The organism is Paenibacillus sp. P3E (assembly GCF_001909045.1).
GTDB classification, from domain to species: domain Bacteria; phylum Bacillota; class Bacilli; order Paenibacillales; family Paenibacillaceae; genus Paenibacillus_AQ; species Paenibacillus_AQ helianthi.
Genome location: NZ_LVWH01000209.1, coordinates 35,240 through 58,105, shown reverse-complemented (window position 1 = coordinate 58,105; position 22,866 = coordinate 35,240). Strand labels below are relative to the sequence as shown.

Annotated in this window: 18 protein-coding genes; all 18 read left to right on the top strand. The window is 50.6% G+C overall.

All coding sequences use genetic code 11. The features are described 5' to 3' along the window. Positions 1–156: 156 nt before the first annotated feature. Positions 157–1,089, top strand: coding sequence for an ABC transporter permease (locus A3842_RS26390; RefSeq protein WP_074085754.1), 933 nt, complete (start codon positions 157–159; stop codon positions 1,087–1,089). 21 nt (positions 1,090–1,110) lie between these two features. Further along, on the top strand, positions 1,111–2,040 hold the full coding sequence (locus A3842_RS26385; protein WP_074085753.1) for an ABC transporter permease: 930 nt from the start codon (positions 1,111–1,113) through the stop codon (positions 2,038–2,040). A 12-nt stretch (positions 2,041–2,052) separates the two neighbouring features. Next, positions 2,053–3,048 (top strand): ABC transporter ATP-binding protein, encoded by a 996-nt coding sequence (locus tag A3842_RS26380; RefSeq protein ID WP_074085664.1) that lies wholly within the window; start codon positions 2,053–2,055, stop codon positions 3,046–3,048. Continuing rightward, positions 3,045–3,965: an ABC transporter ATP-binding protein gene (locus A3842_RS26375; protein ID WP_074085663.1), complete on the top strand. Its 921-nt coding sequence runs from the start codon at positions 3,045–3,047 to the stop codon at positions 3,963–3,965. The genes A3842_RS26380 and A3842_RS26375 overlap by 4 nt, the downstream gene beginning before the upstream one ends. Before the next feature lie 281 nt (positions 3,966–4,246). After that, positions 4,247–5,878 carry a bacillithiol biosynthesis cysteine-adding enzyme BshC gene (gene bshC / locus A3842_RS26370; protein WP_074103283.1) on the top strand — a complete coding sequence of 544 codons (1,632 nt, stop codon included), beginning with the start codon at positions 4,247–4,249 and terminating at the stop codon, positions 5,876–5,878. A gap of 110 nt (positions 5,879–5,988) precedes the next feature. After that, positions 5,989–7,260, top strand: a complete 1,272-nt coding sequence (locus tag A3842_RS26365) for an adenosylhomocysteinase (RefSeq protein WP_074085661.1) — start codon at positions 5,989–5,991, stop codon at positions 7,258–7,260. 296 nt (positions 7,261–7,556) lie between these two features. Continuing rightward, the gene (gene mraZ / locus A3842_RS26360) at positions 7,557–7,994 is read left to right on the top strand and encodes a division/cell wall cluster transcriptional repressor MraZ (RefSeq protein WP_020427850.1); all 438 of its coding nucleotides are present in this window, start codon (positions 7,557–7,559) and stop codon (positions 7,992–7,994) included. 40 nt (positions 7,995–8,034) lie between these two features. After that, positions 8,035–8,988 (top strand): 16S rRNA (cytosine(1402)-N(4))-methyltransferase RsmH, encoded by a 954-nt coding sequence (rsmH, locus tag A3842_RS26355; RefSeq protein WP_074103282.1) that lies wholly within the window; start codon positions 8,035–8,037, stop codon positions 8,986–8,988. A gap of 23 nt (positions 8,989–9,011) precedes the next feature. Continuing rightward, the gene (locus A3842_RS26350) at positions 9,012–9,404 is read left to right on the top strand and encodes a hypothetical protein (protein WP_074103281.1); all 393 of its coding nucleotides are present in this window, start codon (positions 9,012–9,014) and stop codon (positions 9,402–9,404) included. A 46-nt stretch (positions 9,405–9,450) separates the two neighbouring features. Beyond that, positions 9,451–11,682: a penicillin-binding transpeptidase domain-containing protein gene (locus tag A3842_RS26345; RefSeq protein ID WP_074085658.1), complete on the top strand. Its 2,232-nt coding sequence runs from the start codon at positions 9,451–9,453 to the stop codon at positions 11,680–11,682. Between the two features lie 93 nt (positions 11,683–11,775). After that, positions 11,776–13,704 carry a stage V sporulation protein D gene (locus A3842_RS26340; protein ID WP_074085657.1) on the top strand — a complete coding sequence of 643 codons (1,929 nt, stop codon included), beginning with the start codon at positions 11,776–11,778 and terminating at the stop codon, positions 13,702–13,704. Positions 13,705–13,752: 48 nt separating this feature from the next. Continuing rightward, on the top strand, positions 13,753–15,240 hold the full coding sequence (locus A3842_RS26335; protein ID WP_074103280.1) for a UDP-N-acetylmuramoyl-L-alanyl-D-glutamate--2,6-diaminopimelate ligase: 1,488 nt from the start codon (positions 13,753–13,755) through the stop codon (positions 15,238–15,240). Next, a complete protein-coding gene (locus A3842_RS26330; protein ID WP_074103279.1) occupies positions 15,237–16,652 on the top strand; it encodes a UDP-N-acetylmuramoyl-tripeptide--D-alanyl-D-alanine ligase in 1,416 nt (471 codons plus the stop codon). The genes A3842_RS26335 and A3842_RS26330 overlap by 4 nt, the downstream gene beginning before the upstream one ends. Positions 16,653–16,666: 14 nt before the next feature. Further along, a complete protein-coding gene (gene mraY / locus A3842_RS26325) occupies positions 16,667–17,632 on the top strand; it encodes a phospho-N-acetylmuramoyl-pentapeptide-transferase (RefSeq protein ID WP_074085654.1) in 966 nt (321 codons plus the stop codon). A gap of 3 nt (positions 17,633–17,635) precedes the next feature. Further along, the gene (murD, locus tag A3842_RS26320; protein WP_074085653.1) at positions 17,636–19,054 is read left to right on the top strand and encodes a UDP-N-acetylmuramoyl-L-alanine--D-glutamate ligase; all 1,419 of its coding nucleotides are present in this window, start codon (positions 17,636–17,638) and stop codon (positions 19,052–19,054) included. Positions 19,055–19,103: 49 nt separating this feature from the next. Further along, the gene (gene spoVE / locus A3842_RS26315) at positions 19,104–20,201 is read left to right on the top strand and encodes a stage V sporulation protein E (protein ID WP_074085652.1); all 1,098 of its coding nucleotides are present in this window, start codon (positions 19,104–19,106) and stop codon (positions 20,199–20,201) included. Between the two features lie 5 nt (positions 20,202–20,206). Then, on the top strand, positions 20,207–21,322 hold the full coding sequence (gene murG / locus A3842_RS26310; RefSeq protein ID WP_074085651.1) for an undecaprenyldiphospho-muramoylpentapeptide beta-N-acetylglucosaminyltransferase: 1,116 nt from the start codon (positions 20,207–20,209) through the stop codon (positions 21,320–21,322). A gap of 219 nt (positions 21,323–21,541) precedes the next feature. Beyond that, the gene (murA, locus tag A3842_RS26305; protein WP_074085650.1) at positions 21,542–22,825 is read left to right on the top strand and encodes a UDP-N-acetylglucosamine 1-carboxyvinyltransferase; all 1,284 of its coding nucleotides are present in this window, start codon (positions 21,542–21,544) and stop codon (positions 22,823–22,825) included. Positions 22,826–22,866 lie beyond the last annotated feature (41 nt).

The following is a 22,866-nucleotide window of genomic DNA, read 5'->3' as shown; positions in this document are numbered from 1 at the left end:
TATGTGGAATTCCATATATATCCCTTTTTTTTGTATTTACGGCTTTTTGTTAATGTTTTCACAAGCTTACAAAAATAGAAAATGGACAAATGGCCGTTTTTTGAATAGAATTCAATTGTATGTCTAAAAAATATGTCGAGGGAGGTGTTGATGGGGATGGTTCGTTATGTTGCCAATAAGTTTTTCTATATGATCGTATCGCTGTTTGTACTTATTTCAGCGACTTTTTTTCTGATGAAAGCAATTCCGGGAGATCCGTTTACTGCCGAGAAAAAAGTTCCGCCGGAAATTAAAGCGCGTTTATACGAACAGTATGGTCTGGACAAGCCGCTCTATCATCAGTATTTTAAGTATTTGGGTGAAGTTGCCCAAGGAGACCTGGGTGTTTCCATGAAACGTCTGAACCAGGATGTAACTCATTTGATTGGTCAGACATTTTCATCATCCTTGAAGCTGGGGATTTTTGCGATTATTGTGTCTGTTATTGTCGGTGTATTATTGGGTATGCTGGCAGCATTGTATCACCGGAAGTTCATTGATAGCGCTGCGATGGTACTGGCGGTATTGGGGATTGCAGTCCCGAGCTTTGTAGTCGCGTCACTGCTGCAGTATATGTTCGCTTATAAGTTTCATATGTTTCCGGTTTCAGGATTTAAGGGCCCTATGTATTATTTCCTTCCGGTAGCCGCGCTCTCGGCACAGCCGATAGCCTTTATTGCGCGTCTGACACGTTCAAGCATGCTTGAGGTGCTGCATGCAGATTATATCAAGACGGCTAAGGCTAAAGGCCTAAGCTGGTTCGCTATTTTGAGCCGTCACGTTCTTCGCAACGGAATTCTGCCTGTCGTTACATATATGGGACCCATGACAGCTAACATCGTTACCGGTTCTGTGGTTATCGAGCAGATTTTTGGTGTGGGCGGTATCGGGAAACAGTTTGTGGAAGCGATTGGTGTCCGTGACTATACCGTAATTATGGGGATCACTATTTTCTATGGTGTGCTGCTCATGTTGGCCCGCTTCATTACAGACATTGCTTATGTATTTGTAGATCCGCGTATCAAACTAACTGGAGGAAAGGAGGGCTAAAGATTGGCATCTGACAAAAATATGAGTTCGCTGGATGCGAACCTGAAACCAGAAGATTTTCAGAAAATTGGTATTGACGAGAAGCAGGCAGAAGTCATTCAACGTGAAAGTCTTTCAGCTTGGAAGGATTCCTGGGAACGGCTTCGTCAGAACAAAATGGCGATGACTGCTCTGGGTGTGCTTGCCTTAATTATTCTTGCAGCACTGATTGGTCCGTTGTTCTCAAAATACAACTACTACTCTAATGATTTGCTCAGCACCAATAAGCCTCCTTCAACCAAACACTGGTTTGGAACCGATGATCTTGGCCGTGATATTTTTGTCCGTACTTGGTACGGAGCACGTATTTCACTGATTGTCGGGTTGGCTGCAGCGGCAATTGACTTGCTGATTGGTGTTATTTATGGTGGAATCATGGGCTTCTTTGGCGGCCGTGTGGATAACATCATGAACAAGATTTCCGAAGTGTTGTACTCCATTCCTTATCTGCTGGTGGTTATCTTGCTGCTTGTAGTAATGGAACCAAGCCTGTTTACAATTATCGTTGCGTTGACTATTACAGGCTGGATCACGATGTCCTGGATTGTGCGCGGGGAGATTATGCAGCTGAAGAACCGTGAGTTTGTTCTGGCTTCGCGTTCCATGGGCGCAGGCTCCAAAAGACTCTTGTTTCGCCACTTGCTGCCAAATGCGGTAGGACCTATTATTGTAACGATTACTTTGTCCGTACCAAATGCCATTTTTGCTGAAGCATTCCTCAGCTTCCTCGGTCTTGGTGTACAGGCTCCAATCGCTTCCCTGGGTTCGATGATCAGTGATTCACTGACTGGCTGGATGTATTATCCATGGCGCTTCCTGTTCCCGGCTATCCTGATCAGCTTGACCATGCTATCCTTTAACATTTTTGGTGACGGTCTACGTGATGCACTGGATCCTAAGCTGAAGAAATAGGAGGTGAATATGATGGAACCCATTCTGCAAGTCAAGGATCTGCATGTTTCCTTTTTTGTAAAAGGCGGAGAAGTACAAGCTGTCCGTGGTATGAATTTTGAAGTAGGCAAAGGTGAAACAGTAGCCATCGTCGGTGAATCCGGCAGCGGCAAAAGTGTTACCGCACAATCGATTATGCGGCTTATTCCTACCCCGCCTTCCCGGGTGAAGAAGGGCGAGATTATTTTTCAAGGACAGAATCTGCTGGACAAAAGCATGAAGCAAATGGAAACGATTCGCGGCAAAGATATTGGCATGATCTTTCAAGACCCGATGACTTCTTTGAACCCAACGATCAAGGTGGGCAAACAGATAACCGAAGTTTTGATCAAACATCAGAAAATGTCAGCGGCCGAAGCGAAAGAGCAAGGTATCGAGATGCTGAAGCTCGTAGGCATCAAAAATGCGGAGGCTCGCTTTAACCAATATCCCCACGAATTCTCCGGCGGCATGCGCCAGCGTGTAATGATCGCTATTGCCCTGGCCTGCCGCCCGGCTCTGCTCATTGCAGACGAGCCGACAACGGCGCTTGACGTAACGATTCAGGCGCAGATCATGGAAGTTATGCAAGATATGCAGCAAAAGCTCGGGACCTCCATCATACTGATTACACATGACCTCGGCGTTGTTGCCGGAATGTGTGACCGGGTCATCGTCATGTATGCTGGTGAAGTAGTGGAAACCGGAACCAGATGGGAAATCTTTAAAAATCCGCAGCATCCGTATACCAAGGGGTTGCTGCGGTCGATGCCGCGTCTGGACCAAAAGAAGGGCGAGCCGTTGATCCCGATCATCGGTACTCCCCCGGATCTGATCAAACCGCCGGTCGGCTGTCCGTTCACAGCGCGCTGCAGTGAAGCGATGCATGTCTGCGAACAAATCGATCCCGGTGCAACAGAATTCAGTGAAACGCACATGGCGCGTTGCTGGAATCTGCATTCGATGGCCAAGGAGGTGCAGTTCGTTTGAGTAAGAACCTGATTGAAGTTGAAGGTCTTAAGAAGTATTTTAATGTAGGCAAGGGCAAAGTTCTTAAGGCTGTTGATAATATTAATTTCACGATTCGCGAAGGCGAAACCCTGGGTATGGTAGGGGAATCCGGATGTGGTAAAACAACTGCCGGCCGGACAGTGCTTCGTCTTTACGAACCCACTGCTGGCAGTGTGAAATACAACGGTACAGATATCTACAAATTGCCTCCGGGCAAAATGAAGGCTATGCGCCGTGATATGCAAATGATTTTCCAGGATCCGTATGCGTCGCTGAATCCGCGCTTTACGGTTTCGGATATCATCGGTGAGGCACTGGATATCCATGGTATGGCCGGAAGCCGTGCGGAGCGCAAAAAACGGATTGAAGAGCTGCTGGATATGGTTGGACTCAACCATGACCACGCAACCCGCTATCCACATGAATTCTCCGGCGGACAACGCCAGCGTATCGGAATCGCCCGTTCACTGGCGGTTAATCCTAAATTCATCGTCTGCGATGAGCCGATCTCCGCACTGGACGTGTCCATTCAGGCACAGGTGGTCAACCTGCTGAAAGAACTGCAGGACCGCCTTGGACTTACGTATCTCTTTATCGCGCATGACCTGTCCATGGTTAAGCATATCAGTGACCGTGTAGCTGTTATGTACCTGGGTAAAATGGTTGAGCTGGCAGAGAGTGAAGAACTGTACGCCAATCCTATCCATCCGTATACGAAGTCGCTGTTGTCGGCGATTCCAGTACCGGATCCGGAGGTTGAAGCGAACAAGAAACGTATTCATCTGCATGATGAATTGGGTAGCCCCATTTATGCAGCAGGGGAAAAAACCAATGACAGTGATTTTGAATTGGTTGAAGTCTCGAAGGGCCACTTTGTAGCCAAGCAATACGCATGAGAATATACATGCAGTCTTATTGTAATATATTTTAGCGAAGTATACTTTAGGCGGGAGCGTTCAGCTCTCGCCTATTGTTTCGTCAGCAGCCGACTGCTGGACAGGACATGAAATATGAGAGTATTGTAATAACGGCAGCTGGATGTTGTTGTTCTTTTGTTGCAAATTTGATGAACAGAGGGATTCTTTGACGCCACCCCTAACTTTGGATACAATCATAAAGAGTTTACCCGACTCAGTGATTACATATAGCATTACAGTAGAACAGGAGGCAATTGCACATGAATGTAAACCCCGAACCACTCCCGGGCGGATCGGCACTAGCCCGCGATTATATACATCATTATGAAAAGGTAGGACATTTGTATGGCGGAGATTTCCGTAATGTAGACAGCAGGACAGAACGTGCAGCCTGGCTGGACAGCACTGAAGAGCTCCGCGCTGACCGTGCGGGGATTGCTGAATGTTTACGACAATATAATCTGAAATTGAACCCTCACCCTGCAGTGATGGAGTCCCTGGCTCTTCTGGAACAGCAAGGGACTTTGGTCGTTACCGGCGGCCAGCAGAGCGGCTTGTTTACGGGTCCGTTGTTTGTGATTTACAAGGCAATTACTACGATTCAGGCCGCAAAGGAAGCGGCAGCGCAGCTCGGACGGCCTGTGGTTCCGCTATTTTGGATCGCAGGTGAGGATCATGACTGGGATGAGGTCAATCATACCTATGTATTGAACCGCACAGGGGAGATCACCAGACTTAAGCTGGATAAGGCAGATGAGCTTCGTTCTTCTGTCAGCGCAATCAAGGTAGAGGAAGAAAGCTGGCTGCAAATCACCGGACAATTGGATGACTTGCTGCAGGAAAGTGAATTCAAGCCACAGATTATGGAAGTGGTCCGCGACTCTTCGGCTGAGGGATACAGCATGAGTGAAGCTTTTGCGAAGCTGATGGGTTCGCTGTTCGGCAGATTTGGTCTCATTCTGCTGGATTCCGCCGATCCGGAGCTGCGTAAGCTCGAAGCCCCAATGTTCAAATCTTTGATTGAACACAACGATGAATTGGAATCCGCGTATCATACGGCGGCTGGAAGGATTACGGATAGTGGGTATGAGCTTCAGGCTGCTGTGACGGCTGGCGGGGCCAATCTTTTCTATATACATCAAGGTGCACGCCTGTTGCTCCACAAAGAGGAAGGCAGATTCACCGACCGGAAGGGTATGGTTTCCTTTTCCCGTGAAGAATTGCTGGAGCAGCTAGAGACTCATCCTGAACGGTTTAGTAATAATGTGCTGACGAGACCGCTCATGCAGGATTATGTGCTGCCAGTACTGGCGACGGTGCTTGGTCAGGGTGAAATCGCCTATTGGGCCATTCCGCAGCCTGCGTTCGAGGTAGTGGGTGAACGGATGCCATTAATCATTCCGCGGATGTCGTTCACTGTCGTGGAAGGAACACTGCACAAGCACATGGACAAGTATCAGCTTGTCTTTGGCGATGTTCTTCAGGGCTTGGATGAGAAAAGAAAGAAATGGCTCGCCGCTCAGGATGAGCTAGAGCTGGAACGCCGGTTCGAAGATACGAAGGCTGCATTCACTGCAATGTACGAGCCGCTGATTGAACAGTTGGGTTCCATTCAGGCGGGACTTCTGAAATTGGGTGCCAACAATAAAGATAAGATTCTGGATCAGATTACATTCCTTCAGGCCAAAGCCCAGGATGCGATGGCTAAGCAGAATGAAGCTGCGCTCCGCCAGTGGGAGCGGATTGAACTGTCTCTTATGCCGCTGGGTAAGCTGCAGGAAAGAGTATATAATGTAATGTATTATCTGAACCGTTACGGCCCGGGCTGGCTGGATGAGCTGATGTCGATCCCTGTGGATTACAGCGGAACCCACCGCGTGATTTATATATAAGACGGAGCTTAGGCTATCAATACTTTTGGCTTATGCTTTTGAAGCGGATTTTGCTGTACCAGCTATTCAAAGAAGCGGTTTTTCCGCAAAAACTTTCAGGAGGTATCATAATGAGTTCATTGTCGAAGGAAAACAGTATTGTAACGGATATGTCGCTGGCTCCAGAAGGGCATCTTAAAATCGACTGGGTTCGCCAGCACATGCCGGTATTGAACCGGATCCGGGAGCAGTTTGAAGCGGAGCAGCCGTTCAAGGGTTTGAAAGTGTCGATCACGCTTCACCTGGAAGCCAAAACAGCTTATCTGGCAAAGGTTGTTCAAGCGGGCGGTGCCGAGGTAACCATTACCGGTTCCAATCCATTATCCACCCAGGATGACGTATGTGCAGCATTGGTTGAAGACGGCATTACGGTATTTGCCAAATATAATCCGTCACCTGAAGAATTCAAGGCTCTGAATATCAAAGCTTTGGAAAGTAAGCCGGATTTGATCATTGATGACGGCGGTGATTTTGCTACACTGCTGCATTCGGAGCGTCCTGACCTGATGGAGAATATCCGGGGTGGCGCAGAAGAGACCACTACCGGTATTATCCGGCTAAAAGCATTGCAGAAACAGGGGATTCTCAAATTCCCGATGGTGGCCGTCAATGATGCTTACTGCAAATATTTGTTCGATAACCGTTATGGTACCGGCCAGTCCGCTTGGGACGGGATTATCCGCACTACGAACCTGATTGTTGCCGGCAAAACAGTCGTCGTGGTTGGTTACGGCTGGTGCGGTAAAGGCGTAGCCATGCGGGCCAAGGGCCTCGGTGCCAACGTAATCGTTACTGAAGTGGACGCGATAAAAGCAGTCGAAGCCCACATGGATGGCTTTCACGTGATGCCGATGCTGGAAGCCGCAAAACGCGGCGATTTCTTCGTTACCGTGACAGGCAACCGTTATGTGATCCGCGGAGAGCATTACGATGTGATGAAGGATGGAGCGATTATGTGCAACGCTGGCCATTTTGACGTTGAAGTGAATAAACCTGAACTATCTGAAAGATCCGTATCCCAGCGGACGGTACGCAAGAATATAGAAGAGTACCAATTGAAAGACGGCCGCAAGCTGTATCTGCTTGCCGAAGGCCGCCTGGTGAATCTGGGTGCTGCAGACGGACATCCGGCTGAGATTATGGACACCACTTTTGCGCTGCAGGCACTTTCGCTTAAATATGTAAATGACAACTATAAGAGCATTGGCGTTAAAGTAGAGAATGTTCCTTACGATCTGGACGAGCAGGTGGCCCGCTACAAGCTGGAGAGCCTGGGGATTTCCATTGACAGCCTGACTCCGGCACAGGTCGAATATCTCGACAGCTGGAATCTCGAAGCATAACCTATAGAACGTAATACAAGGTGTCCGGCCATGTAAATGGTTCGGGCACTTTTTTTTGAAATGTAAGACGTGTATGTGCTGCTGAGCACTATAAAGTATCTTTCCATTCCTCGCTTTAGCTGAAATTGCCTCTTGTACAGGAGGGCGAAACCATTTTGACTTGCCGACTTGACAAATAAGAAAAAATTACCTCACCCGTGAAAAAGGTTTTTGATTTTTAATGGCGAATCTATTATGCTTAGGTGGTGTAAAGTGGGGCAAAGTGGGGAATTAGAAGTTAGAGGTGGGGAATAATCATGTTTATGGGGGAATACCAGCATAGCATTGATGACAAAGGCCGTATCATTATTCCGGCCAAGTTCCGTGACATGCTCGGAACCTCCTTTGTGGCAACCCGCGGCCTCGACACCTGTCTTTTTGTTTATCCCATGGAAGAATGGGGAATCATGGAGCAAAAGCTCAAAAGCCTTTCACTGATGAAATCGGATGCCCGTGCCTTCAGCCGCTTTTTTTTCTCGGGAGCGACCGAATGTGTATGGGACAAGCAGGGCAGGGTTAATCTGCCGGGGAATTTGCGGCAATATGCCAAGCTGGACAAGGACTGTGTAATTCTGGGCGTTTCGAACCGGGTGGAGATCTGGAACAAGGAGCTATGGGAGCAGTACTTCGAACAGTCAGAGGAAACGTTCAACGAGATTGCCGAGAAATTGGTTGATTTCAACTTCGATCTATAACACATACAAATATTCGAATACTGCCCTGGAGGGATGCAGCTTGTTTCACCACATCACGGTGCTTAAGGAAGAAGCGACAGAAGGGCTGCACATCAAGAAGGATGGCATCTACGTGGATTGCACACTTGGCGGAGCGGGACATAGTTCTCTAATTGCCAGTAAGCTCAGCGGCGAGGGCCGATTGATTGGTCTGGATCAGGATGATTGGGCGCTGGAGAATGCTAGGGAGCGGCTCGCTGAATACGGAGAGAGGGTAGTTTTGGTGAAAACCAACTTCCGCGATCTGGAGCAAGTGCTTAAGGAACTCCCCTTTGTTCCGCAAAAGGATGGCGTTCCCCAAGTAGATGGAATTCTATACGATCTTGGTGTATCCTCGCCCCAGTTTGACGAAGGGGAACGGGGATTCAGCTATAATCACGATGCTCCGCTGGATATGAGGATGGATCAGTCTGCTCAGCTGACTGCAGCCGAAATAGTGAATACCTGGCCTGAACAGGAGATTGCCCGGGTGCTTTTCCAGTATGGGGAAGAGAAGTTCTCACGGCGGATTGCCCGCAAGATTGTTGAGCGGAGAGAAGAACACCCTGTGGAGAGCACGGGAGAATTGGCGGAGCTGATCAAGGAAGGCATTCCGGCAGCCGCACGCAGAACCGGTGGTCATCCCGCGAAGCGCAGTTTTCAGGGACTCCGGATTGCGGTGAACGATGAGCTGGGTGCGTTTGAGGAAGGGCTTCACGCAGCAGTGCGCTGCCTTGCACCCGGGGGAAGAGTATCGGTGATCACCTTTCACTCCTTGGAGGACCGGATTTGCAAGCAGATTTTCAGCAGCTACTTAAGCAGATGCACATGTCCGCCCGACTTCCCATATTGTGTATGCGGTGCCGAAGGTACCCTGAAGCTGATTAACCGCAAACCGTTTGTTCCATCAGAAGAAGAGCTGGAGCAGAACACACGTGCACGTTCAGCGAAGCTGCGGATTGCAGAGAAATTGTAAATAACCATAAAGGAGAGTCAGAGATGGCCTATACCCGCGGCAACTTAGCAGTTCAACCCAAAAGAAAAGAAGAGGCAGACAGGCTTTACCGCGAGAAGACAAAAGTAGTCACAAGACGCATGGTGCTTCCGCTGCAGGAGAAACTTCTCTACATGCTGACACTAGGTGTGTTCGTACTGGTGGCTGTCACCCTGATTTGGCGTTATGTCCATATTTACGATTTGAATCTGCAGGCGCAGAAACTGGATGCCCAAATTGCTTCAACCAAGAAAGATATCGCAACGTTTCAGATGGAGAAGCAGAGCCTTGAGCAGACAGTGGCCCAGAGGGCTGCTGAGCTTGGATTTGTCAAACCTTCCGAGGATTCTACCATCTATATTCCCCTGAACAGCACGGCCACTGACGGAGACCATTAATCAGCGATTGGCGGCAATCGCAATAATAGAGTTGTGAGGTTGGCTTATGGTGAAAAGAATAAAACTTCGCACGCTGTTTATAGGAGGGTGTATTACCCTCTTTTTTCTTGTTTTAGTCGGCCGGGTGTTTTGGCTCCAGATTCTGGACGGTGAGTACTGGCAGAATAAGGCGGCCTCGCAGTGGGCCCACTCTGCAACCATCAAAGCAGTCCGCGGTGAGATTGAAGACCGCAACGGCAACGTCCTCGCCAGTGATGTTCCTGCATACACCGTTGTAGTTAACCCTGAGGTTATTGCAGAGCAGGGGATTGGCCAGGAAGTGATTGATGGTTTGCACAATCTACTGGGTAAACCGGTTGACGAGTTAAAGCCATTGATTGAGGCCAAGGATAATAAGACTGGCAAGTATCTCAAAAACCGCGAGATCCGCAATGAGGGCTGGAAGATTGATAAGGCGCTTAAGGATAAGGTGGTTGCCTTTTATGAGGAATTGGGCAAAAAACATGATATCCGTGAAACTGGTGTCGGGTATGTAACGGAGCAGAAACGCTATTATCCGAAAGGTACACTGGCCGCACATATATTGGGTTTTACCGACAGAGATGGCAAGGCGATCATGGGGCTGGAGAAGTATTTTGACAAGCAGCTGAAAGGCACTGATGGCAAACTTCACTATCAAAGTGACGGTAAAGGGGTCAAGCTTCCGAATTCCAAGGATACTTATCAGCCTGTAGTTAACGGGAGCAATATCAAACTGACGATAGACAGCACGATTCAATACTATATCCAAGAGGCTATGCAAAAGGCATATGACAAGTACAAGCCCAAGAGTATAAGTGTCATAGCTGCCGACCCCAATACGATGGAAATTCTCGGTTTGGCGAATATGCCTACCTTTAATCCCAATGAGTATTGGGATACTAATCAGAATGCCGCAGGCTTCTATAACCACGCGATCAAATCCAGATATGAGCCGGGCTCAACCTTTAAGATTGTTACGTTGGCCGGAGTGGTACAGGAGAAACTATTCAATCCAGATGATAAGTTCCAATCCGGTCAAATTTACATTAAAGGATACAGTAGACCGCTGCATGATATTAACAGAGTAGGCTGGGGGAAAATCTCATTCTTGGAGGGCGTTAAGCGTTCAAGTAATGTAGCTTTCGTTAAGCTTGGCTATGAGATGCTTGGTCAGGAGAGATTGCTGAAATACATTAATGAGTTTGGCTTTAATGAAAAAACCGGAATCGACCTGCCGGGTGAAACCATCGGTATCGTCAACCCTGACCCGAACAAGTCTGTCGAGAATGCAACCTTGGCCTACGGGCACGGTAAGGTGCTGGTTACACCGATCCAGCAGTTGACGGCAGTGTCCGCAATCGCTAATGGCGGCAAGTTGATGGTTCCGCATGTGGTCAAGGAAATCACCGACCCGAATACCGGCAAGAAGACCATTACCCAGCCTGAAGTGGTACGTCAGGTGATTTCGAAGGAGAGTGCCCGTGAAACTGGCGGCTACCTGGAGCAGGTGGTGGCGGATCAGGTTAAGGGAACCGGACGGCATGCCTACATTGAAGGGTATCGTGTAGCGGGGAAGACGGGTACTGCGATTAAGGTCAACGGTACGGATTATGACCGGAACAAGGTACTGTCTTCTTTTATCGGCTACGCGCCGGTTAATAATCCCAAGATTGCGGTGATCGTCATTATTGACGAGCCGCAGGGTGAAAACGGCGGGAATGGCGGTGGAGCGGTTGCTGCTCCGGTATTCCAGGAAATTGTGTCGCAGGCGCTGCCTTATATGGGAGTACCAAAAGTGAGCACGAATTCTGCGGACAGCACGTCCAAAACCGTTAAGTCTACTACTGCCGCACTGCGATCCACTCCGGATCTCACCGGCAAAACAGTACAGGCGGCCAGACAACTGCTGATTGATCAGGGCTTTGATTTTGAAGCTGTAGGTCAAGGAACTAATGTAGTCAGCCAGTATCCAGAGAAAGGAACTCTACTGGCAGTAGGTCAGCGCATCTATCTGCTGAGTCAGCAGGGAGATAAGCCTGTGATACCGGATTTGCGCGGACAATCGCTTCGTGATGCACTGGAAGTGCTCAGCCTGCTCAAGGTTGGTATTTCAGTGGATGGCGAGGGTTACGTGTCGGGGCAAACGGAAGGAACCAAGAACGGGAAGACACAGGTCACGCTGTCGCTAAAACCTATGAATGAACATGGTGAGAATATTCCTGCACCCGCTGATGAGGAAGAGCCACCCGTAAAGTAATGCCTTGGCATAGGCTTGTTCTAACCCCTGTTTGTCCTGAATAGTCATGAAGATAAGAGCTCATGTCTAGAACAGCGAAAGCGGGGGGACGGAATGAAGGTTTCGAAAGTCGTAACTCGTAGGAGAATGCTGTGGACGCTGCTGGGATTGGCCTTGTTATTTGGTGCGCTGGCTATACGTCTGGCGTATGTCCAGCTGTCCGAAGGAGAAAAACTGAGTGCCAAAGCGGAAAGCCAGTGGCGCCGCAATATTCCTTTTACCGCCAAACGCGGTGAAATATTGGACCGGGAAGGGAAAGCACTGGCTTATAATATCAGCTCGCCGACTGTGTATGCAGTTCCTGTACAGGTGAAGGAGAAGCAAAAGACAGCACAGACGCTGGCTCCACTGCTCGGCATGAGCGAGATGAAGCTGGTGACTCTCTTGTCCAAAAGTCAGTCATCGGTGAAGTTACAGCCCGGCGGCCGCAAAATTACGATGGAGCTGGCTGCGAGCATCCGTGATTTGCAGCTGCCGGGCATCGTTGTGGCCGAGGATAACAAACGGTTTTACCCTTACGGAGATTTGGCTGCGCATATTCTGGGCTTCACCGGTATTGACAATCAAGGCATTACCGGGGTGGAAAGCATATACGACAAGCTACTCCAGGGCAGCGCAGGGGATATTTCCTATTTGTCTGATGCCGGAGGCCGGCTGATGCCGGGTTCTTCGGAAAAGTATTCAGCTCCTCAGGACGGCCTTAAACTGAAGCTGACGATAGACAAGCAGATCCAGTCCATAATGGAACGCGAGCTGGATCAAGCCATGGTGAAGTATCAGGCACAGGGCAGTTGGGCTATAGCTATGAACCCGAAGAATGGCGAAATTCTGGCCATGGCCAGCAGACCTGGATTTGAGCCTGGAGCCTACAAGGAATATGATGCTGAGGTCTACAACCGGAATCTGCCCATCTGGATGACTTACGAACCGGGCTCCACTTTCAAAATTATTACCTTGGCCGCTGCGCTCCAGGAAGGCAAAGTGGATTTACAGAATGACCACTTTTTTGATCCCGGCTATATCGAGGTGGGCGGGGCCAAGCTGCGTTGCTGGAAAAAGGGTGGGCATGGTAGCGAGACCTTCCTGGAGGTGGTTGAGAACTCCTGCAATCCGGGCTTTGTAGCGCTGGGACAGCGGCTCGGTAAAGATACCTTATTCAAATATATCCGTGATTTTGGATTTGGCGCCAAGACCGGTATTGATCTGAATGGTGAAGCAAGCGGAATCCTCTTTAAGCCTGCGCAGGTGGGACCCGTGGAGCTGGCGACCACGGCTTTTGGCCAAGGGGTGTCCGTCACGCCGATTCAGCAGATAACCGCTGTCTCGGCAGCCATCAACGGCGGCAAGCTCTACACGCCGCATGTCGCCAAGGCCTGGATCAATCCCGATACAGGGGAGACCGTTTCGGAAGTGCAGCCGGAGATGGTGCGTCAGGTCATCTCAGAGGAAACCTCGAAGAAGGTGCGCGCTGCCCTTGAGAGCGTGGTTGCCAAAGGCACGGGCCGGCCGGCTTTTATTGACGGCTACCGTGTGGGAGGCAAGACAGGGACGGCACAAAAGGTAATTAACGGCCGGTATTCTCCTACAGAGCATATTGTATCGTTTATAGGTTTTGCACCTGCGGATGATCCGCAGATCGTAGTGTACACAGCGGTGGATAATCCTAAGGGCATTCAGTTCGGTGGTGTTGTGGCAGCTCCAATCGTGCAGAATATCCTGGAGGATTCCCTCCATTACATGAAGGTTCCAGAACGTAAAGATCAGCTTCCCAAAACCTATAAATACGGTGAAACTCCTATTGTGACAGTTCCTGATCTTACAGGGGCTACCGTACAGGATATTTATGAGGATCTGAACATGAACTTTACACTCGCCCGTTCCGGAACAGGCAATACCGTAATTAATCAGGCACCAAAAGCGGGGGCCAGAGTCGAGCAGGGTTCGACGATCCGGATATATATGGGCGCTGAAGATGGGAAATAATGTTTGATGACGTCTTCTATTCCGATAAATGCAGAGTGAGGGATGGCTATGAAAGTATATGAATTATCATCTTGTCTCGCGGCTTCGCGGGTACATGGAGATGGGGAGACGGAAATAACGGGACTCCAGGCGGATTCGCGCCGTGTCAAGCCCGGCGATTTGTTCATCTGCCTGCCGGGGTTTACGGTGGATGGGCATGAATTCGCTCCTCAGGCAGCCGCGAACGGAGCTTCTGCCCTGGTCTGTGAGCGGAAGCTGGAGATCGATTTGCCTCAGATCGTAGTGGATGACTGCCGGTTTGCAATGGCTGTATTGTCCAATGCCTTTTTTGGTTCACCGAGCAGCCGGATGAGAATGATCGGTGTGACCGGCACGAATGGAAAAACAACGACCACCTATCTGATAGAGCGTATTATGCAGGACCAGAATGTTAAGACAGGGCTGATTGGAACCATTCAGCTGAGATATGACGGACAGACCTATCCCGCTTCCGGTACGACGCAGGAATCCCTTGAACTGCAGCGTACGCTACAGGATATGGTTCAGAAAGGCGTGCAGTGCTGTGTGATGGAGGTTTCCTCGCATGCCTTGGAGCAGGGACGGGTAAAGGGGACGGATTTCCGGACGGCCATATTTACCAATCTGACTCAGGATCATCTGGATTATCATCATACGATGGAAGAGTACAGGGCGGCTAAAGGGCTGTTCTTTTCCCGGATGGGAAATATGATCTCACCATGGAAGGAAGAACGCAAATATGCTGTGCTGAATGCGGATGACGAGGCAAGCACTTATTTTGCTGCACAGACTGCCGCAGAGGTGATTACATACGGCATCGATACTCCAGCGAATGTCCGGGCTTCGCAAATTTCCATCACCTCCAAAGGAACTTTTTTCCATGTAGATGCGTTTAAGGGAGAGGCTGACATCTCATTGCGTATGGTAGGCAAGTTCAATGTGTATAATGCGCTGGCTGCGATCACTGCAGCGCTGTTGGAGGATATTCCGCTTGCGGATATCAAGGCCAGTCTTGAGTCTGTAGCAGGTGTGGCTGGACGTGTGGAGTCAGTGGATGAGGGCCAGGACTTCGCGGTAATCGTAGACTACGCCCACACACCGGATGGGTTGGAAAATGTGCTGCGGGCGGTATGTGAGTTTGCTTCCGGCAAGGTTCTTACCGTCTTCGGCTGCGGTGGAGACAGAGACACGACCAAACGCCCGCTGATGGGCAAAATTGCTGCGAAATACAGCGACCATGTCTTCGTAACCTCCGATAATCCCCGCACTGAGGATCCCCTCCTTATCCTTCGGGATATTGAAGCAGGGTTGCAGGAGGATGGAGTGGCACAGGACCACTATGAAATGATTGTAGACCGTAGGGAAGCGATTAGAAAAGCTATTGAAATGGCAAGCCCCAGCGATGTAGTATTGATTGCGGGGAAAGGTCACGAGACCTATCAACTGATCGGCGGAGTGGTTCATGATTTCGATGACCGCGTCGTTGCCAAAGAAGTTATAAGGGGCCGAAGCTATTGATTACAAGAACGCTGCGAAACATCGCTGCCATGTGTGGGGGAGAACTGTCCTCCGCTTACGATATGGATAAGAGAATTGCGGGAGTCGTTACCGACTCCCGCAAAATTACGCCTGCCTGTCTTTTCGTTCCGCTGGTTGGGGAACATTTTGACGGGCATGACTACAGTGCCGCATCTTTGGCGGCGGGTGCCGCCGCTACCTTGTGGCAGAGGGATAGGGGAGCTGCCCCTGCGGGGGATGGCGTGATCCTGGTGGATGATACTCTTGCTGCACTGCAGAAGCTGTCTTCCGCATATTTGTGCCAAATTGCTCCGCAGGTGGTCGCCGTCACCGGCAGTAACGGGAAGACAACTACGAAGGATATGATTACAGCCCTGCTGGAGGGACAATACAAAGTCCATAAAACTGCAGGAAACTTCAACAATCACATCGGTCTGCCGCTGACGATTCTCTCCATGAGTGAGGATATTCAGATCGCTGTGCTGGAGATGGGGATGAGCTCGCGGGGAGAGATTGCGCTCCTTGCTTCTTTAGCACCGCCTGATGTGGCGGTTATTACCAATGTGGGCGAGTCCCATTTGCTGCAGCTCGGGTCCCGTAAGGAAATTGCCCGGGCCAAGCTGGAAATTGCCGAGGGGCTGAAGCCGGGAGGTCTCCTGGTTTATAACGGTGACGAACCGCTGCTCTCCGAAGTTATGGCAGAGCCCGCCTTTCATACACCGGAGGGAATGAAAGGCTTCCGCTTTGGCTTGAACGCTGACAATGATGATTATCCCTCTGGAATGATGACCCATATCGGGGGGATGACCTTCACTTCCCATCTGCATGCGCAGCGCGCCTTCACGCTGCCGCTGCCGGGCCGGCATAATGTGGTTAATGCTTTGGCTGCGCTGGCGGTTGCCCGCCACTACAGCGTATCCGAAGACAGCATCGCAGAAGGCCTCAGCAAGCTTAAACTGACCGGGATGCGGATTGAAATGATGCTGGCAGCTTCGGGGCTTACTATGCTGAATGACGCCTATAATGCCAGTCCTACATCTATGAGAGCAGCCATTGATGTGCTTCAAGGCATGAAATGCAGCGGCAAAAAAATCGCTGTGCTGGGGGACATGCTTGAACTTGGGCCGGATGAGGCGCTTTTCCATCAGGAGATCGGTGCTTACCTGGATCCATCCTTAACGGATCTGGTCTTTACCTATGGACCTCTTTCTGCACATATCGCCAAGAAGGCAGAGGAGCGGTTTGGATCTGAACGCGTATTTGCTTTTATGGATAAAAAGGAGCTTACAGCGGCCTTGCTTGATAGAATCGATCCCAAAGATGTTGTACTCTTCAAAGCTTCAAGGGGAATGCGCCTTGAGGAAGTGCTGCACAGCTTGAATGAGCATTCTCAGACGGATCCAAACAAATAGGAGGGGGTGTACCCATGGATTATCAATTACTTCTGCTGACTATTGCTGTATCCTTTATCCTTGCGGTCATTGCCGCTCCGCTCTTCATTCCGCTTCTGCGGAGGATGAAATTTGGACAGCAGGTTCGTGATGACGGACCTCAGACTCACTTAAAAAAAGCCGGAACGCCTACGATGGGCGGAATTATCATTATGGTGGCATTCACGTTGTCTTTTTTGAAATTTTCGGTTGTAGACTCAGACTTCTATGTCCTCTTGGTAGCTACGCTCGGCTATGGGCTGATCGGCTTCCTGGACGATTATATCAAAATTGCGTTCAAGCGTTCACTGGGGCTGACACCACGCCAAAAATTACTGGGGCAGCTGCTGGTTGGTGCCGTAATGTGCGGGCTTCTGATTAACGCCGGGCACAATACTGGAATCAGCATCCCGGGAACTTCGATCAGCTTTGATTGGGGAAGCTGGTTTTACTATCCGTTCATTATCATTATGATGATGGCTGTAACGAATGCAGTGAATTTTACCGATGGAGTAGATGGGCTGCTGTCGGGCGTCAGTGCGATTGCCCTAGCTGCTTTTGCCGTAGTAGCAATGCAGGCTACCTCGATTGCGGCAGGTGTTTGTGCGGCGGCAATGATCGGGGCGGTACTTGGCTTTCTCGTTTTCAATGCACATCCGGCGAAGGTATTTATGGGCGATTTCGGATCCTTCGGCATTGGTGGAGCCATTGGTGCGATTGCCATTGTTACCAAAAGCGAGCTGCTTTTTGTTGTCATCGGCGGTGTGTTCGTCATTGAGATGCTATCTGTCGTGCTGCAGGTGGCCTCATTTAAAACCCGCGGCAAACGCATTTTCCGCATGAGTCCGATCCATCATCATTTTGAGCTTGGCGGCTGGTCGGAATGGCGGGTAGTTGTCTCCTTCTGGGCGGTGAGCCTGGTGCTGGCGGCAGTAGGACTAATCTTAAGCAAGGGGTTGTAAAGAATGAAGCATCCGGATGAATACCGAGGTGAAGAAGTGGTCGTCCTGGGCCTTGCCAAAAGCGGTGTCCAGGTGGCCAAGGTGCTGCATGAGCACGGCGCCGTTGTAACGGTCAATGACAAAAAAGAAAGAGATCAAAGTCCCGAAGCTTCCGAACTGGAATCTTTGGGAATTTCTGTTATATGCGGAGGTCACCCGGAGGGATTAATTCATCCGGGCGTGAGCCTGCTAGTGAAGAATCCGGGAATTCCCTATTCCGTACCTCCGGTGCAAAAAGCAATGGAGCTGGGTATCGAGGTAGTGACTGAGGTGGAGGTGGCTTACCACCTTTGCGCAGCACCTATGATTGGTATCACCGGTTCTAACGGCAAGACGACGACAACCACCTGGGTGGGGCGTATGCTGGACGCTGCGGGAATGAACCCTATTGTGGCCGGGAACATCGGCACACCGCTCTGTCAGGCCGCACAGGAGGCTCATGATGACAATTGGATGGTAGTCGAGCTTAGCAGCTTTCAACTCAAAGGTACTAAAGAGTTCCGCCCTAAGATAGGCTGTCTGCTGAATGTGGCAGAGACCCATCTGGACTATCATGGCGGTATGGAGGATTATATTGCTTCCAAGGCTAAGCTGTTTGAGCGGCAAGGGCCAAGCGACACAGCGGTGCTGAACTGGGATGACCCTGTCTGTAGAGAGCTAGTGCCTTATATCAAAGCAGGAATCTTGCCCTTTTCAATGACTGAAGAGCTGGTTCAGGGTGTCTTTGTCCGTCCTTCATTTGTCCAGGGTACCGAAGATGATCTCAAGCGGGTAATTGTCTATCGGGATTACTCCGAGAGTGAGACAGAAATTGCCGACGTTGATACTATCGGACTGCCGGGCCGCTTCAATGTGGAGAACGCCCTGGCTGCCTGCGGGATTGCAATCGCCGCAGGTGCAGACCCTGCCGGACTTGCCGAAGTGCTGGCAAATTTCAGAGGTGTCGAGCACCGGCTGGAATATGTAGCAGATAAAGCCGGAGCCGCTTATTACAACAACTCCAAAGCCACCAACTCCAAAGCCACCTCAATGGCGCTGGCCTCCTTCCGGAAGCCGGTTGTTCTGATTGCCGGCGGACTCGACCGCGGTTCCGATTATATGGAGCTATTGCCTGTCCTCGGCGGGGTCAAAGCGCTTGTAGCGCTCGGACAGACCAAGGACAAGCTCGCGGCCGTCGCAGGCATGGCAGGAGTAAAGCGCATCATCTCCGTCGATAATGGGGAGAGCGCCGCCGCCGTGCTGCAAAAGGCCGTGCGGGAGGCTTCCGCTCTGGCGGAAGCGGGGGATATTGTTCTCCTGTCTCCTGCCTGCGCCAGTTGGGATATGTTTACATCCTATGAGGAGCGCGGGCGTATTTTTAAAGAGGCGGTGCATAACCTTTAAGTAGGGGGGTGGATAAGCCCCTACTACAGATGCAAGAGGTGTGCTCCTGATGAACAAATCCCGTCATGCGCCCGATATCTGGATACTTATGGCTATTCTGTCCCTGCTGTTAATCGGCATGGTGATGGTTTACAGCGCAGGTTCTGTTTTGGGCTTCCGCAATTATGGCGATTCGTTTTATTTTGTCAAAAGGCAGCTGTTGTTTGCGGGGCTTGGGCTTGGCGCAATGTTCGTTACCGCGAACACCGATTATCTGGTGCTGAAGAGATTTGCCAGACCCGCGTTGATACTCTGCTTCATTCTGCTTGTCATGGTGCTGATCCCCGGAATCGGCGTTGTGCGCGGCGGAGCCCGAAGCTGGCTCGGCATCAGCTCTTTCGGAATTCAGCCTTCTGAATTCATGAAAATGGGGATGATCCTCTTTCTCGCCAATTGGCTGGGAAAGGATGATTATGATATCTCTGCCTTCACAAAAGGGTTGCTGCCCCCGCTCGCACTGATCGGCTCCGCATTTGCCCTTATTATGCTCCAGCCGGATCTGGGGACAGGCACCGTCATGTTCGGAGCTGCCCTCATGATGATTTTTACTGCCGGAGCGCGTATGAAGCACCTGCTCTCCCTGGGCTTTTTGGGAGTGGTTGGGTTTGCCGCGCTGGTTGCTGCAGCTCCCTACCGTCTGCAGCGGATTACAGCATTTCTGGACCCTTGGTCCGATCCGCTGGGGAAGGGCTATCAGATTATCCAATCGCTCTATGCAATTGGCCCCGGCGGCCTTGGCGGTCTGGGACTTGGCATGAGCCGGCAAAAGTACAGCTATGTGCCAGAGCCGCAGACCGATTTTATTTTTTCCATTTTGGCCGAGGAGCTTGGTTTCATTGGTGGGCTGATTGTACTGGTCCTATTCCTGATTCTGATCTGGAGGGGGATGAAGGTGGCAATGAGTCTGCCCGACCGGTTCGGCAGTTATTTGGCGGTAGGCATCGTCTGTATGGTAGCCGTCCAGGTCATCATCAACATTGGCGTTGTCATCGGCCTAATGCCGGTTACAGGCATCACGCTTCCGCTAATCAGCTATGGGGGATCATCGCTGACCCTAATGCTCACAGCACTCGGCATTTTACTCAACCTATCCCGTTATGCGAGGTGAAAGACATGCGTATCGTATTAAGCGGCGGCGGCACAGGCGGACATATCTATCCTGCTGTCGCTGTTGCAAGGCAACTGGAAGCGGAAGAAGAAGGCTCGGCTTTTCTGTATATTGGTGGAAAGCGTGGGCTGGAGAGCAAGCTGGTTCCGCAAGAGAATCTTCCGTTCAAATCGATTGATATCACAGGTTTCCGCCGCAAGCTATCTATGGACAATGTGAAGACTGTGATGCGTTTTCTGAAAGGGGTCAAAGCCTCCAAGGCAATGCTCAGGGAATTTAAGCCGGATGTCGTGATCGGCACCGGCGGTTACGTATGCGGACCGGTGGTTTATGCGGCCTCCAAACTTGGCATTCCTACCCTTATTCATGAGCAGAACGCGATACCGGGGCTGACGAACCGTTTTCTCAGCCGTTATGCCGATACGGTTGCCGTTAGCTTTGAAGGAACGGAGTCGGCGTTTCCCGGCGGGAAACATGTAATCTATACCGGGAATCCCCGGGCGACCACTGTAACCACTGCGAACCCCCAGCGCGGCTTTGCTTCACTCGGTATTCCTGAGGGCAGTACGGTGGTTCTGATGGTCGGCGGCAGCGGCGGAGCAAGAGCCATAAATCAGGCTATGATTGAGATGGCTCCATTTGTGGGTAAGGGTAATGGTGTTCATTATGTATATGTAACTGGTGAGTCCTATTTCGAAGAAACCCGCAAAGCTCTGCGCGAAAAGCTGGGGGGCGTGCCGAATTGGCTGCATCTTCTCCCTTACATCCATAATATGCCTGAGGTGCTGGCTTGTACTTCTCTTATTGTGAACCGGGCAGGCGCTTCATTTCTGGCTGAAATTACAGCACTAGGTATTCCCTCTGTTTTAATCCCGTCCCCTAACGTGACGAATAATCACCAGGAGGCGAATGCAAGACAATTGGAACGTGAAGGGGCATCTGTCGTGCTGCTTGAGAAGGATTTGAACGGCCAGACACTGATGGAGGCTGTACAGAAAATTATCAGTGTGGAGTCCGTTCGCAAGCAAATGTCTGAAGCCTCGCGGCGTTTAGGCAAAAGGGATTCTGCGGCACTTGTCGTTAGCGAGCTGCGCAGGCTGGCCGCAATGCGGAAGTCGTAGTGGAGACTTGCTTCCAGCAGGCTGGAAGACGCTTCCTGTTATTGGTCTTCACTGTCACACACCCGAGGGCACGAACATAGGATAATCCTATAATCGTGACTATCACCCAGAGCACTTCCGGTCCATGAAATGCGGACACGGACAGCTTTTCCTGACCGTAATTGATTTTTGTACAGGAAGTGCTTGTGGTGGGTGAGCGGTAATCTCGGAGGTGATACATTGGACAAATTGGTGATTGAGGGTGGAACCCCCCTGTCAGGCACCATACGTATCCATGGAGCAAAAAATGCGGCACTGCCGATTCTGGCGGCTAGCCTGCTTGCCGAAGGAGTTCACTCACTGCATAATGTGCCGAAGCTGCTGGACATTGAGACAATGCTGCACATTCTGGAACGGCTGGGGTGCAGTTGCACTCACGAGGACGATACAGTAACGATGGATACTTCGTCTGTGGATACATCCCATGTTCCAGAGGATCTGATGCGGCAGATGAGATCCTCAATTTTTCTGATGGGGCCGCTGTTATGCAGATTTGGCGAGGTGACGATTTACCAGCCGGGAGGCTGTGCGATCGGTGAACGCAAGATTGACCTTCACCTCCAGGGGCTCAAACAGCTTGGTGCGGAGATTGAGGAAGTTAACGGACGGATCTCCTGCCGGGCTGCCAAGCTGACGGGAAGCGATATTCATCTGGATTATCCGAGTGTCGGAGCGACGGAGAATATTATGATGGCGGCTGCCATGGCTGAAGGCACTACAACGATATCGGGCGCAGCCAGAGAACCTGAAATTCAGGATCTTCAGAATTATCTGAACAAAATGGGTGCTCAGATCATAGGCGCAGGTACCGATACGATTACGATTCAAGGGGTCAAAAAACTGCAACCCTGCAGCTACGAGGTGATCCCGGACCGGATTGTAGCCGGTACAGTGATGATCGCAGCGGCTGCGACACGTGGAAATGTGACATTGACCCATACGAATGCCGGGCATTTAACCTCGCTTATTCATGTGCTCAGACGGGCTGGTGTTCAAATTACAGTGTGCAATGATATAATTAATATCAGCTGTATGGGACGTCCCCGTGCGGTAGAGAGAATCGTAACATCTCCTTACCCTTCCTTTCCCACAGACTTGCAGTCTCAAGTGATGGTACTGCTGTCACTGGCCGACGGATTCAGTGTGATCAAAGAGACTGTATTCGAGGGACGCTTCAAGCATGTAGAGGAAATGGCCCGTATGGGGGCGGATATCTCTATTGATCTGAACCGTGCATTCATACGCGGGGTGCAGAGGTTATACGGAGCTACGGTAGAAGCTACCGACCTGAGGGCAGGGGCTGCCCTGGTGATCGCTGGACTCGCAGCTCAAGGTACTACGGTAGTTGAGCAGGCGCACCATATTGACCGCGGATATGATGGCATTGAGAAGCTGTTCCAGAAGCTTGGAGCACGCATCAGCCGCAAAGTACCTGTGCCGGGTCCGTTAGATTTGGCCAATTAAAGCTCCCTGTCTCCTTCGGCTTCACGCGAGGGAAGGAGACA